Here is a 12,325-nt window from a genome sequence, read left to right as displayed (position 1 = left end):
AGGTACCATCCATTGTCTTCACATCCGACGCCGCCCGGCACCGCGGTGACCGCTGCCGCCGCAGGCACCTGGCGGATCGGCGATCTGACCGTCAACCGGCTCGGGTTCGGCGCCATGCGCCTGACCACGAACGCCGACGGCGGCTCCAGTGAGCGCGACCGGGCGATCAGCGTGCTGCGACACGCAGTCGACCTGGGCGTCAACCATATCGACACCGCGGCGTTCTACTTCTCCCCGCTGCGCTCTGCGAACGAGCTGATTAATCGGGCGCTCGCACCGTACCCAGACGACCTCCTGGTCGCCACCAAGGTGGGCCCGGGGCGGGATCCCGCCGGCGGCTGGTTGCCGTTGGCCCGGCCAGATCAGCTGCGCGGGCAGGTCGAAGAGAACCTTCGCCAGCTCGGGCGCGACTATCTTGACCTGGTCTACCTGCGCCAACACGGACTCGACTCGATCGCCGAGCACTTCGGCGCGCTAGCCGAGCTACGCGACGCTGGTCTGATCCGCCAGCTTGGGATCTCCAACGTCCGGCCCCAGCACCTCGCCCAAGCCCAGGCCATCGCGCCGGTGGCCGGCGTGCAGAACCCGTACGGCGTCGATTACCGGCGGGTGCAGGACGGGTTCGTGCGCAGCTGCGGCGAGCAGGGTGTGGCGTTCGTGCCGTTCTTTGCGATCGCTGGCGCTGGACGTGAGGCGGGGGTCAGCAGCGCCGAAGGCGAGGACATCGTCGCCGTCGCCCGCAACCACGGCGCGACGGCGGCGCAGGTCCGGCTGGCCTGGACGCTTCACCAGGGCCCGCATGTGCTCGCCATCCCGGGCACCGGCAACCCCGATCATCTGGTCGCCAACGTGGCCGCCGGCGCCCTTGCGCTCTCACCGGAGGAACTGGCCCTACTCGACGCCGCCGAGGGCGGCTGACGCCCCCGGCGACCAGTTTCTCGAGAAAGTCCGCGAGCCGGAGTCGGATCGGGGTAATGGTCTTCGTAGCAGTGGTGAGGCCGTCCACTGGCCGCGACCCACCCGCTCAACCCTTCTCACGGAGATGATCATGACCGCTAGCTACACCTTCGACGTCTTCTCCAGCCTCGACGGCTTCGGCGCCGCCGGCGGTGACTGGACCGGCTACTGGGGCAAGCAGGGCCCCGAGCTACTCAGCCACCGCCTCGCCCAGTACCGCCAGGAGCAGCGGATGGTCTTCGGGGCCACCACGTACCGGATGTTCACGCAGATGCTCGCCTCGAGCACCGAGGAGTCCGAGGTGCGTGACCCGTGGGTCACCCGGATGACGAACCTGCCGGCGACCGTGGTCTCGACCACGCTGCAGGGACCCCTCGACTGGCCGGAGGCGACCGTCGTGGCCGGCGACGCGGTGGACGTCGTCGCCCGGCTCAAGGAGGAGTCTGACGTGCCGCTGCGCTCGCACGGCAGCCTGTCGATGAACCGGGCGCTGATGGCCGCCGGTCTGGTCGACCGCGTCCAGGTGACGCTCTTTCCGGTAATCACCGGTCAGACCGGCCTGGAACGGATCTTCGAGGGAGCGGCCGACTTCGACCTCGACTTGGTCGAGAGCCGGACGCTCGACGGCAACATCCAGGAGCTCATCTACCGGCCCACTCTGCACAGCTGAGCCCGTACACCCGAATCATAGGAGTGACATTCACATGCATTACCTGGTCTCGGTGGTCGACGATTCGGCGGGCCTCGCCACGCCGGACGAGATGACTGCCATCAATGCTTTCAACGACCGGCTCAAGGCGCGGGGGCACTGGGTCTTCGCCGGCGGCCTCGCCGCGCCCGGCACGGCTACCGTCATCGACCATCGGGGTGCGGAGGCGATAGTCACCGATGGGCCGTTCGTCGAGACTAAGGAGCACCTGGCTGGCCTTTGGGTCATCGAGGCCGCGGACCTCGATGTGGCGCTCGAGTTGGCAGCCGAGGGGTCGAAGGCGTGCAACCGGAAGCTCGAAGTACGGCCGTTTCTCGGTGTCGCATCGGGGTAGCGGCGTTCGTTGGAGGGGTGAGGGCCTGCCCGAGTCTGCGGCCAGGCCATGAGAGGAGACGAGCTGAGATGACGGAGTACCTGATCGCGTTCGACGACGGCGACATGGTCATTCCTCCGGGGGAGTTGCCTGATGCGGCCAAGGCCGCCCACGCCGTGATCCAGGAGGCGAGGCAGGCGGGGGTGTGGGTCTTCGGCGCCGGGCTGGAGCACCACGACGTGGTGAGCGTGGTGGCCCCCGACGGGACGGTGACCGATGGCCCTTACCCGGAGACCAAGGAGCACATCGGCGGGTTCGCGGTCGTTGACGTGCCGTCGCACGAGGCGGCGCTGGAGTGGGCCGCAAAGCTAGCGGCGGCCTGCCGCTGCCCGCAGCAGGTCTTCCAGGTGCTACCCGACCCGACCGCCAGGTGAGGTGCAGGCAGCGGCGTGACCGACGTGCGGGAGGCGATCACCCGTGCCCACCACCAGGAGTGGGCGCGGGTGGTCGCCTCCTTGACCAGGCGGTTCGGTGACCTCGACATCGCCGAGGAGGCGGCGGCCGAGGCGTTCGCGACCGCCGTCGCCCGGTGGCCGGCCGACGGCGTCCCGCCCAATCCCGGCGCCTGGCTGACCACCACCGCCAACCGCAAGGCCATCGACCGGCTCCGGCGGGAGCACAAGCGCGACGACAAGCAGCGGGAGGCGCAGCTGTTGTACGACGACGCCCCGCCGGAGCCGCTCGGCCCCATCGACGACGACCGGCTCCGGTTGATCTTCACCTGCTGCCACCCGGCGCTCTCGACGGAGACCCGGGTGGCGCTGACTCTGCGCATGGTCGGCGGTCTGAGCGTGCCCGAGATCGCCCGCGCCTTCCTGGTGCAGGAGACCGCCATGGGGCGGCGGATCACCCGTGCGAAGGCCAAGATCAAGGCGGCGCGCATCCCGTACCGGGTGCCATCCGGGGACGATCTCCCGACCCGCCGGTCGGGCGTGCTCGCGGTGCTGTTCCTCGTCTTCAACGAGGGCTACCTGGCGACCGGCCCCGACCTCGATCCGGTACGTCCCGATCTGACCGCGGAGGCGATCCGGCTCACCCGGCTGCTCCGTACGCTCCTGCCGGACGACGGTGAGGTGGCCGGGCTGCTGGCGCTGATGCTGCTCACCGAGGCCCGCCGCACCGCCCGGATCTCGGCCAGTGGCGAGCTGGTCACGCTCGTTGAGCAGGACCGTGGGGCCTGGGATGCGGCGCTGGTCGCCGAGGGCCACCGGCTGGTGCGCGAGCGCCTGGCCACCGGAGCGGCGCCGGGTCGCTACCAGATCCTCGCCGCTATCAACGCCGTGCACACCTCCGCCCGCGACGCCCGCGACACCGACTGGTCCCAGGTCGTCGCCCTCTACGATCAGCTCGTCCACATCGACCCATCGCCGGTCGTCGCCCTCAACCGGGCCGTCGCGGTAGCCGAGGTCGACGGCCCGGACGTGGCGCTCGCGGCGGTCGACCGGCTCGGTAATGCGCTGGCCGGCTATCACGCCTACCACGCGACCCGCGCCGACCTGCTCCGCCGGCTGGGCCGCAGCCAGCAGTCGCGCGCGGCGTACGACCGCGCCATCGAGCTGGCGGGCAACACCGCCGAGACCGCCTACCTGACCCGCCGCCGCGACCAGCTGCGGTAGCAACGTACGCATTTGCCGGGCCCCCGCGCCCGCGGCTGTTCTGGCAGTATGGCTCCGGGCACCGACGCTAGGGGACGGGCGGTGCTCACGGTGGTCGTCCCGACCAGCAGGTCTGTGCCGGGACACCAGCGGGATCCCCAGCCGTCTCACCCCAGCGTGCTTTTCGCCGAGGAGGATCGACCATGAACGGGCTGCCCTGGCGCGAGCACTACCCGGCCGGGACCCAGCCGGATATCGGCGAACCACCCGCCCGCAACGTGCCGGAACTATTGCGGCCATCCGCCGCATTGGACGCCGACGCGGTCGCTTTCACCCAATGTATGCCGAACGGCATGAACGGTTCACTTCGGTACGGCGAGGTTGAGCGGCTCGCCGATGAGTTCGCGGTGTATCTGCGGGAGGTCGTCGGGCTCGACGCGGGCGACCGGGTCGCGGTGCAGCTGCCCAATTGCCTGAGCTACCCAGTGGTGGCCTTCGGCATCCTGAAGGCCGGCTGCGTGCTGGTCAACACCAACCCGCTCTACACAGCCTCCGAGATGACACACCAGTTCCGCGACTCCGGAGCGCGGGCGCTGGTCATCATCGACATGTTCGCCGACCGGCTGCCGCAGGTGCTGCCCGCCACGCGGATCGAGTCGGTGGTCACGGTGCGGATCTCCGACTTCTTCCCCGCGGTCGTCGCCGGCATCATCCGGGCCACGCAGCGCTACTGGAGCCGGACGATCCCGCCCATTACCGTCGAGCACACCCCGCTGCAAGCGGCGCTGGCGGCGGGACGCGACCGACTCGAACGTGGCGCGGAGGCCCAGGCTTATCTCGAGGGCATCGGGCTCGACTCGGTTGCCGCGCTGCAGTACACCGGAGGCACCACCGGCGTCTCCAAGGGAGCGATGTTGTCACACGGCAACCTCGTCGCCAACACCCTCCAGATGCTCGAGATGTGCGGGTCCCACCTGCGGCCGGGGAAGGAGACGGTGCTCACCGCGCTGCCGCTCTACCACGTGTTCGCCTTCACGGTGAACCTGATCGGCTTCTACTACCGCAGTGGACGCAACATCTTGATCCCGTCGCCCCGGCCGCCCAGCAACCTGCGGCGCGCCTTCGAGAACTACCCGATCACGTGGCTCTCCGGGGTCAACACGCTCTTCAACGCGCTGCTCAACGAGCGTTGGTTCCTGGAGTACCCGCCGCGGCACCTGCGGGCCTCGGTCGCCGGTGGCATGGCGCTGCACCAGTCCGTCGCCGAACACTGGCGAGACGTCACCGGTACGCCGATCGTCGAGGGTTACGGCCTGACCGAATCGTCCCCGGTGCTGACGTTCAATCCGCTCGGTGGCAGCGTCAAGGACGGCACCATCGGGATTCCGGTGCCCTCGACCGAGATCCGCTGCCTCGACGACGCCGGCAACCCGCTCCCGCCCGGCGAGCCGGGCGAGCTGGTGGCGCGGGGCCCACAGATCATGCAGGGCTACTGGCAGCGCCCCGAAGAGACCCAGCAGACGCTCGCCGACGGTTGGCTGCACACCGGCGACATTGCCGAGATGGACGAGGAGGGCTACTTCCGGATCGTCGACCGCAAAAAGGACATGGTCCTGGTCAGTGGCTTCAACGTGTACCCCAACGAGGTCGAGGAGTGCATCGCCGCCCTGCCGAACGTGCGGGAGGCGGGTGTCATCGGTGTGCCCGATCCCAAGACCGGTGAGGCGGTGCGCGCCTTCGTCGTCGCCGACGAGCCGGCACCGTCGCAAAGCGACATCATCGCGCACTGCCGCGAGTACCTGGCACCCTATAAGGTGCCACGAAGCGTCGAGTACCGCGACGAGCTGCCCAAGAGCCCGATCGGCAAGATTCTGCGTAAGGAGTTGCGCACGGAGGTCGGCGCTAAGCCGGCATCCGGGACGACGGGCTCCACGCCCGAGGCGACCACCGGGTCGCAGGAAGCGTAGCTATGTCGAATCCGTCAATACTCTCGCTCGCGTTCGAGCCGCCTCCCGCAGACCACCAGGTGGTCACGCAGTTCGAGCAGGTCATGCTCATCGCGCTGGTGTTCGTGATCATGTTCGGGCTCGGCGCCGGTCTGACCCCGCGCGACCTCGTCTCCGCCCTGCGTCGACCGTGGGGCCTGATCATCGCCTGGCTCACCCAGTTCGGGATCATGCCGCTGCTCGCCTTCCTGTTGGTGATCGGGCTGATCCTCCAGCTGCCGTCGGAGTTCGTCGCCCCGCTGGCGCTGGGCGCGTTGTTGATGGGGTCGGTGCCGGCCGGCACCACGTCGAACATCTTCACCTACTTCTCCAAGGGCAACCTTGGGCTCAGCGTCATGATGACGACCAACTCGACGCTGTGGGCGCTCGTGATGACCCCGCTGGTGCTGCACCTCTACGGCACCCGTTTCATGCCGGCGGGCATGGAGCTGCAGATCCCGATCGCCAACATCGTCGTCACGCTGGTGATCCTGCTGGTGCCGGTGGCGCTCGCGATGCTGGTCCGCCGCTACAGCCCCAACATCGGTGCGGTGATGGAGCTACTGGGCGGCTTCTTCGGGTTGTTCTTCATCGTCTTCCTGATGGTGACCTGGGTGCCGCGCAACTGGCAGTTGCTGGTGGGGACGCCGTGGCAGGTCTACCTGGTCGCCATCTGCCTCGGGCTCTTCGGCATCGCGGTGGCCTACTGGATCGCGCGCGCGATCAAGCTGCACCCGATGAACGCGCGAACGGTGGGGCTTGAGACCGGCATCCAGAACGGTCCACTCGCTATCGCCATCGTCCTGCTCAGCTTCCAGGGGCACCCGCAGTTGGGGTTGCTGTTGCTCGTGCCGGCGCTGTATTCGCTCTTCATCGTGATCGTGGCGACCTTCGTCACCCTGTACTTCCGGCGCGCGAACCTTGCTGCGGAGCAGAAGATTCCGAACCTCCTCTGAGGAGCGCCCTAGCGAGCCTCGGGGTCGCGGCCGCCGAACACTTGCCGTTCGACCGCGTCCGCGAGCAGTTCCCGCACCTCCCGGAGGCTGGTGGCCGGCTCCGGAGTCAGTAGTTGGAGGCACAGGCCGTCGATCAGCGCCAGTAGCACAGTGGCGTGCCGGGGGAGGTCTGCGGCCGGCAGGGCTCCTTCTTCGGCCAGGACCTCGAACCAGGCATCGACCCGGTGCCGGGCGTGGGCGGTGAAGGCCGACAGCAGTTGCCGGGCCTGGTCGGTCCGCTCTGGTCCAAGCGCGGCGGCGTAGAGCGCGAGCCACTGCTCCAGGCCCAACCGGTCGTGGTCAGTCGGTGGCAGGAACTGAGCCAGGCACTCGGTCAGCCGCTCCGCTGGCGGCACCGAGCGGTCGGTGATCCGCAGATCACTCAGCTGGGCGTTGAGGGTCAAGCCGGCGACGGCGTCGAGGAGCGCCCGCTGGGTCGGGAAGTAGTGCCGCAGGGTGCTCGCACCGATGCCGGCGCGGTCGGCCACCGCGCGCACGCTCAGCGCCGACATGCCGCGTTCGGTGGCGATCTCACCCGCCGCCCGCAGGATCTGCTCCCGTCGTCCGCTCATCGTCATCCTCACTGCTCAAGCCGCTAGTACGGCGTACTAGTACGCTGTGCTAGTCTGGCCGTCCGGGTGGTTTGGTACACCGTACTAGGGGAGGTGTCATGTCGGGCGATCTGGAGCCGCTGGTCGAGTACGGGATCGACATGGTCCGCCGCGCGCCGCACCTGTACGCGCTCACCGCGGCGTACTGGGGGCTGATTGCGACTGTGCTCGCGACCCGCTACCTCGCGCGCCGGCAACGGGCCAGTGAGGTCGCCATGCGGGCGGTGGTCGGGTTGGGGGCGGTCTCGCTGGTACTAGCCTTCGTCGATGTTGCGGTCCGCGGCCAGGAGTTGATCCAGATCTCGCTGGTGGCGTACTTCGCGACCCCGCTCGGGGTGGGGTATTACTTCATCCGCCGCTGGGACGGGCGGCCGGTCACCGGCTGGGGTGGGGTCGCGCTTCGGCAGATCACCTATGTCCTCGCGTTCCTGGCCTTCGTGGCGCTGAGCGTGGTCGACGGGGACCCGTGGTGGTTCAGCCGGCCGGAGATCGACCGCAGCGACCCGGTGACGATGCTCGAGACGACAAACTGGCTTCAGCTCATGGCGACGGTCTTCGGCCTGGTCGTGATCATCGAAGCGGTCAGCCCGGTGCTCGGTGGTTCCGACGAGAAGACCGGCCGGCGGGGGTGACCGGCGGATCGCCCGCCCGGCCGACTGTTTCCATCTCGTTACCGACGGAGCCTTGACCCTCTTCCGTCGCGTGCCCTACGTTACGGGAACCGGTTTCAGAAACCGGTTCCGGTGACGCTCGGTGATCCTGCGGGCGTCGCGATACAGGGCGGGGGGCGAGCGGGCATGTCAGTGGTGACCATTCACGACGTCGCCCGTCAGGCGGGTGTCGCGGTCGCCACCGTGTCTCGGGTCATGAACAACACCGGCCAGGTGCGGGCGGAGACCCGGCAGCGGGTCCTCTCAGCCGTGACCACACTCGGCTACCGGCCCAACCGCACCGCTCGGGGCATGGCCCGGGGGCGGCTCGCGACGGTCGCCGTGCTGGTGCCGTTCGTGACCCATCCCTCCGCCTTCGCCCGGGTGCAAGGGATGGTGGAGTCCTGCCGGGATCTCGGGCTGCCGGTCAGTCTGTTCGATGTGGAGTTGCCGGAGCACCAGGGCGAGCATCTCCGGGCGCTCGCCGGCGACCTGCGCCCGGAGGGCCTGGTGGTGGTCTCGCTGCAGCTCACCAGCGACGAGCGGGCCCGGCTGGATGAGGCCGGCCTGCGGCCGGTGCTGGTCGACACCGAGGCGGCCGGGCTCTCGACGGTCTGCATCGACGACGAGGCCGGCGGGGCGCTCGCCACCAACCACCTGCTCGAACTCGGGCATCAGCGGGTCGGGTTCATCGGCGACCTGGAACACGACCGGTTCGGCTTCACCGCCAGCGAGCGCCGGCACGCCGGTTATCTCCGTGCCCTTGCCGAGGCAGGGTTGCCGCAGCGAGCCGGGTATCAGCGGACCGGCCCGCACGGCCGGGAGACCGCCCGGGAGCACGCTCGGGCGCTGTTGGCGCTGGCGGAGCCACCGACCGCCATCTTCGCCGCCTCCGACACCCAGGCCCTCGGCGCGCTGGAAGCCGCCCGGGAACAGGGATTGACGGTCCCGGACGACCTGTCCGTGATCGGCTTCGACGACGTGGAGATCGCCGAGCATGCCGGCCTCACCACGATCCGGCAGCCGCTGGTCGACTCCGGACGGCAGGCCGCCCGGATCGTCGAGCAGGAGCGGGCCGACCCTGGCCGCGCCGCCGAACGGTGCGTGCTTGACATCACCCTGGTGGCGCGTCAGACCACCGCACCCCCACACCACAGCGCCGCCGCGGGCAGGCGGCGGCGCGCGGCTCGTCCAGTCGGCGGTTAGTCGACCGGAGCCGAGCCGTCCCACCAACCATACGAAGGAACCAAGAGAGGACGATACCCGATGAAACGTCCCGCAGCTACGGTGGCTGGCGCCACCGCCACGCTGCTCCTGCTGGCTACGGCCTGCGGGGGAGACGACGCCGAAGCCGCCACCGCGGCGTGCGACGGCACGGTCGACAGCGGCACCGTCACGATGTTCGCCCATGAAGGCTCGGAGGCTGATGCCTACCGCCAGGCCGTCGACGACTTCAACGCCACCCGGGGGCAGGAGCTCGACCTGACCGTCGAGCTAACCATGATCCCGGAGGGGCAGTACACCGATCAGGTAAACGCCGCCGCGGCCAGCGGCGACCTCCCGGACGTGCTCGACCTGGACGGCCCGAACATGGCCAACCTGGCCTGGGCGGGCACCATCACCTCGCTCGACGACTGCATCTCGGACGAGCAGCGGGAAAACCTGCTGCCGTCCATCATCGAGCAGGGCACCTACGCCGACCGGCTGTGGGCCGTCGGCAGCTTCGACTCCGGCCTCGGGCTCTTCGCCTGGCGGTCGGCGCTGGAAGAGGTGGACGCCCGCATCCCCACCTCGGCGGCGGATGCCTGGACCGCGGAGGAGACCGAGCAGGTGCTGCGGGACCTGCAGGATGCCGGCTACGACCACCCGCTGGACACCAAATTCTGGTACGGGTCGCAGGGGGAGTGGTTCAGCTACGCCTTCGCGCCGATCGTCTGGTCCGCCGGCGGTGACCTGATCGACCGCTCCGACTACCAGAGCGCGGACGGCGTACTCAACTCGCCGGCGGTGGTCGACGCCTTCACCACGTTCCAGCGGTGGGTGGCCGACGGCCTGATCGACGCCGACGCCGCCGACGACAACAACTTCCTAGCTAAGGACGCACCGCTGTCCTGGGTGGGCAACTGGATGTACCCCGCCTACTACGAAGCCGCCGGCGACGACCTGATCGTGTTGCCGCTGCCCGACTTCGGCACCGGCAGCAAGACCGGCATGGGGTCCTGGGCGTGGGGCATGACCTCGGCGGCCGAAGACCCGGATGCGGCCTGGGCGGTGATCGAGTTCCTCATCTCGGACCCGGTCATCGCAGAGATCACCAGCGCCAACACCGCAGTGCCCGCCACCCTCTCCGGGGTCGGCGACGCCGACCTCTACGGTCCGGGCGGAACCATGGAGCTCTTCGCCGATCAGCTGGCAGAGGCGCCAAACGTGGCGGTGCCGCGGCCGGTGACCCCGGCCTACCCGACCATGACCCAGACCATGACGGCCGCCATCGACGACATCGTCCAGGGCGCCGATGTCCAGCAGGTGCTGGACGGGGCGGTGGCGCGGATCGACGCCGACATCGAAGCCAACGAGGGCTACCCGGAGCCGGGTAATTCCTGAGTGACCTGTCCCGCCGGCCGACCGGCCCGGCCGCTGCCGGCTCCGGTCGGCCGGCGGGACAGGCGAGGAGCACTTCATGTCACGTACTCGGCGTAAGCGTCCCGGGCAGGCCGCCACCGCATGGGCCTTCTCTGCTCCGGGGTTGTTGTTACTGGCCGCTTTCATGGTCCTACCGTTCGCCTTGGCGCTCGGCTTCTCGTTCACCAACGAACGGCTCATCAGTCCACTGCCGACCCGCTTCGTCGGGCTCGACAACTACGTCTCCGTGCTCACCGACGCCACCTTCTGGCGAGCGCTGCGTAACAACGCGGTCTTCGTCCTGGTGGTGGTGCCGGTGCAGACCACCTTCGCGTTGTGGTTGGCGGTCCTGGTCAACCGCCGGCTCCGGGGCAGCATCTTCTTCCGAAGCGTCTTCTTCCTGCCGGTGATGACGGTGATGGCCGCCGCGGCGGTGGTCTGGACGCTGCTCTTCCACCCCCGCGGCCTGGTGAACGCGGTGATGGAGCTGGTCACGTTCGGTGCCTTCTCGCCGGACTGGCTCAACTCGACCACCTGGGCCCTGCCCGCCATCATGATCGTCTCGATCTGGCAGGGGGTCGGCTTCCAGATGATCGTGCTGCTGGCCGCGCTCCAGGATGTGCCGGATCAGCTGTACGAGGCGGCGGCGCTCGACGGCGCCACCGGATGGCAGCAGTTCACCAACGTGACCCTGCCGGGCATCCGGAACGGCCTCATCTTCGTGATCACGGTGACCACCATTATGGCGTTCCGGCTCTTCGACCAGGTCTGGATCATGCCGCGTACGCCGGGTGGCCCACTCAACTCCACCCGGACTGTGATGTTGGAGATGGTGGAGACCGGCTTCGGGCAGCAGCAGATCGGGCGGGGATCGGCGATCGCGGTCGTCTTCTTCCTGATCGTCCTGCTGGTGACCCTGGTTCAGCGGCTGTTCCTGCGCGAACGGAGGGAGGGATCGTGAGCCACGCTCGCGCGAACCAGAAAGGCCATATCGGACACTACGTGATCATGGTAGTGCTGGCGGCCTTCTTCCTCTTCCCACTGGCGTACATGTTCGCCTCAGCCTTCAAAGCCGACGACGCGGTGCTCGGCGGGAGCGACTCACTCGGCGCGTTTCTCCCGAGCCCTTGGGTGGGGTTGGACAACTTCCGCGACGCCGTGGAGCGGGCCTCTTTCCCGCGAGTCTTCCTCAACTCGGTGATCATCTCCGGCTCGATCGTCGCGCTCGGGCTGGTCGTGAACAGCCTGTTCGGCTATGCGCTCTCGCGGATGCGGTTCGCCGGCCAGCGACTGCTCGTGATCGGGGTAATCGCGCTGATTATCGTGCCGTTCGAGGCGCTGGCGGTGCCGCTGCTCTATCTGAGCGCCTCGCTGGGGTGGCTCGACACCTACCACGTACAGATCCTGCCGTTCGTGGCCAGCCCGCTGTTCATCTACCTCTTCTACAGCTTCTTCCTCAACATCCCGGTCTCGCTGGAAGAAGCAGCCAGAGTGGATGGTGCCGGCCCGGTGCGGATCTTCGTGTCAGTGGTGGCGCCGCTGGCCAAACCCGCCTACGCCACCGTGGCCATCCTCGGGTTCCTCTTCTCCTGGGGGCAGCTGCTCTGGCCGGTGATGGTAACCCGCGGGGTAGACGTGCGACCGCTGCCCCTCGGGATCGGTACCTTCATGACCACCCCGCCCGTCCAATGGGGAGACATCATGGCGTACGCGGCGATGATGACCGTCCCGCTCGTCATCATCTTCCTCATCTTCCAGCGGTACTTCGTCCGAGGCGTCGCCGCCACCGGAGTCAAGGGCTGACCGCGACGGCGCGGGCAACGCCTAC

General features: G+C 68.7%; 13 protein-coding genes. 12 read left to right on the top strand and 1 reads right to left on the bottom strand.

Annotated features, from left to right (window positions below; all coding sequences use genetic code 11):
• The first annotated feature begins 12 nt into the window (after positions 1–12).
• From JQS43_RS16140 to JQS43_RS16110, 7 genes are all read left to right on the top strand, one after another.
• Positions 13–918 (top strand): aldo/keto reductase, encoded by a 906-nt coding sequence (locus JQS43_RS16140; RefSeq protein WP_239675222.1) that lies wholly within the window; start codon positions 13–15, stop codon positions 916–918.
• A 130-nt stretch (positions 919–1,048) separates the two neighbouring features.
• The gene (locus JQS43_RS16135) at positions 1,049–1,627 is read left to right on the top strand and encodes a dihydrofolate reductase family protein (protein ID WP_239675221.1); all 579 of its coding nucleotides are present in this window, start codon (positions 1,049–1,051) and stop codon (positions 1,625–1,627) included.
• 34 nt (positions 1,628–1,661) lie between these two features.
• Positions 1,662–2,000, top strand: coding sequence for a YciI family protein (locus JQS43_RS16130; protein ID WP_239675220.1), 339 nt, complete (start codon positions 1,662–1,664; stop codon positions 1,998–2,000).
• Between the two features lie 68 nt (positions 2,001–2,068).
• Positions 2,069–2,413, top strand: a complete 345-nt coding sequence (locus JQS43_RS16125; RefSeq protein ID WP_239675219.1) for a YciI family protein — start codon at positions 2,069–2,071, stop codon at positions 2,411–2,413.
• A gap of 15 nt (positions 2,414–2,428) precedes the next feature.
• Positions 2,429–3,655 (top strand): RNA polymerase sigma factor, encoded by a 1,227-nt coding sequence (locus tag JQS43_RS16120; RefSeq protein WP_239675218.1) that lies wholly within the window; start codon positions 2,429–2,431, stop codon positions 3,653–3,655.
• A gap of 182 nt (positions 3,656–3,837) precedes the next feature.
• Positions 3,838–5,601: an AMP-binding protein gene (locus JQS43_RS16115; protein WP_239675217.1), complete on the top strand. Its 1,764-nt coding sequence runs from the start codon at positions 3,838–3,840 to the stop codon at positions 5,599–5,601.
• A 2-nt stretch (positions 5,602–5,603) separates the two neighbouring features.
• A complete protein-coding gene (locus JQS43_RS16110; protein WP_239675216.1) occupies positions 5,604–6,575 on the top strand; it encodes a bile acid:sodium symporter in 972 nt (323 codons plus the stop codon).
• Positions 6,576–6,583: 8 nt separating this feature from the next.
• On the opposite strand, the gene JQS43_RS16105 is transcribed toward JQS43_RS16110, so the two are convergent.
• Positions 6,584–7,186, bottom strand: coding sequence for a TetR/AcrR family transcriptional regulator (locus JQS43_RS16105; RefSeq protein WP_239675215.1), 603 nt, complete (start codon positions 7,184–7,186; stop codon positions 6,584–6,586).
• A gap of 98 nt (positions 7,187–7,284) precedes the next feature.
• Between JQS43_RS16105 and JQS43_RS16100 the strand changes: the two genes are divergently transcribed.
• The 5 genes from JQS43_RS16100 (at position 7,285) to JQS43_RS16080 (ending at position 12,300) form a co-directional block, all read left to right on the top strand.
• The gene (locus JQS43_RS16100; RefSeq protein ID WP_239675214.1) at positions 7,285–7,857 is read left to right on the top strand and encodes a hypothetical protein; all 573 of its coding nucleotides are present in this window, start codon (positions 7,285–7,287) and stop codon (positions 7,855–7,857) included.
• 165 nt (positions 7,858–8,022) lie between these two features.
• Positions 8,023–9,081 carry a LacI family DNA-binding transcriptional regulator gene (locus JQS43_RS16095; protein ID WP_239675213.1) on the top strand — a complete coding sequence of 353 codons (1,059 nt, stop codon included), beginning with the start codon at positions 8,023–8,025 and terminating at the stop codon, positions 9,079–9,081.
• A 60-nt stretch (positions 9,082–9,141) separates the two neighbouring features.
• Positions 9,142–10,479, top strand: a complete 1,338-nt coding sequence (locus JQS43_RS16090) for a sugar ABC transporter substrate-binding protein (protein ID WP_239675212.1) — start codon at positions 9,142–9,144, stop codon at positions 10,477–10,479.
• A 76-nt stretch (positions 10,480–10,555) separates the two neighbouring features.
• The gene (locus tag JQS43_RS16085; RefSeq protein ID WP_239675211.1) at positions 10,556–11,458 is read left to right on the top strand and encodes a carbohydrate ABC transporter permease; all 903 of its coding nucleotides are present in this window, start codon (positions 10,556–10,558) and stop codon (positions 11,456–11,458) included.
• Complete coding sequence (locus tag JQS43_RS16080) at positions 11,455–12,300, top strand: carbohydrate ABC transporter permease (protein ID WP_239675210.1); 846 nt, start codon at positions 11,455–11,457, stop codon at positions 12,298–12,300. The genes JQS43_RS16085 and JQS43_RS16080 overlap by 4 nt, the downstream gene beginning before the upstream one ends.
• Positions 12,301–12,325 lie beyond the last annotated feature (25 nt).

Source organism: Natronosporangium hydrolyticum (assembly GCF_016925615.1).
In the GTDB taxonomy this organism is placed as follows: Bacteria; Actinomycetota; Actinomycetes; order Mycobacteriales; family Micromonosporaceae; genus Natronosporangium; species Natronosporangium hydrolyticum.
This window is presented reverse-complemented; position numbering and strand designations above follow the sequence as displayed.

What these genes read in the sequence shown, in the direction of transcription:
- JQS43_RS16110 (WP_239675216.1), top strand. Translation starts at nt 5,604, where the DNA reads ATGTCGAATCCGTCAATACTCTCGCTCGCGTTCGAGCCGCCTCCCGCA.
- JQS43_RS16105 (WP_239675215.1), bottom strand. Translation starts at nt 7,186, where the DNA reads ATGAGCGGACGACGGGAGCAGATCCTGCGGGCGGCGGGTGAGATCGCC.
- JQS43_RS16100 (WP_239675214.1), top strand. Translation starts at nt 7,285, where the DNA reads ATGTCGGGCGATCTGGAGCCGCTGGTCGAGTACGGGATCGACATGGTC.
- JQS43_RS16090 (WP_239675212.1), top strand. Translation starts at nt 9,142, where the DNA reads ATGAAACGTCCCGCAGCTACGGTGGCTGGCGCCACCGCCACGCTGCTC.
- JQS43_RS16125 (WP_239675219.1), top strand. Translation starts at nt 2,069, where the DNA reads ATGACGGAGTACCTGATCGCGTTCGACGACGGCGACATGGTCATTCCT.
- JQS43_RS16095 (WP_239675213.1), top strand. Translation starts at nt 8,023, where the DNA reads ATGTCAGTGGTGACCATTCACGACGTCGCCCGTCAGGCGGGTGTCGCG.
- JQS43_RS16115 (WP_239675217.1), top strand. Translation starts at nt 3,838, where the DNA reads ATGAACGGGCTGCCCTGGCGCGAGCACTACCCGGCCGGGACCCAGCCG.
- JQS43_RS16130 (WP_239675220.1), top strand. Translation starts at nt 1,662, where the DNA reads ATGCATTACCTGGTCTCGGTGGTCGACGATTCGGCGGGCCTCGCCACG.
- JQS43_RS16085 (WP_239675211.1), top strand. Translation starts at nt 10,556, where the DNA reads ATGTCACGTACTCGGCGTAAGCGTCCCGGGCAGGCCGCCACCGCATGG.
- JQS43_RS16135 (WP_239675221.1), top strand. Translation starts at nt 1,049, where the DNA reads ATGACCGCTAGCTACACCTTCGACGTCTTCTCCAGCCTCGACGGCTTC.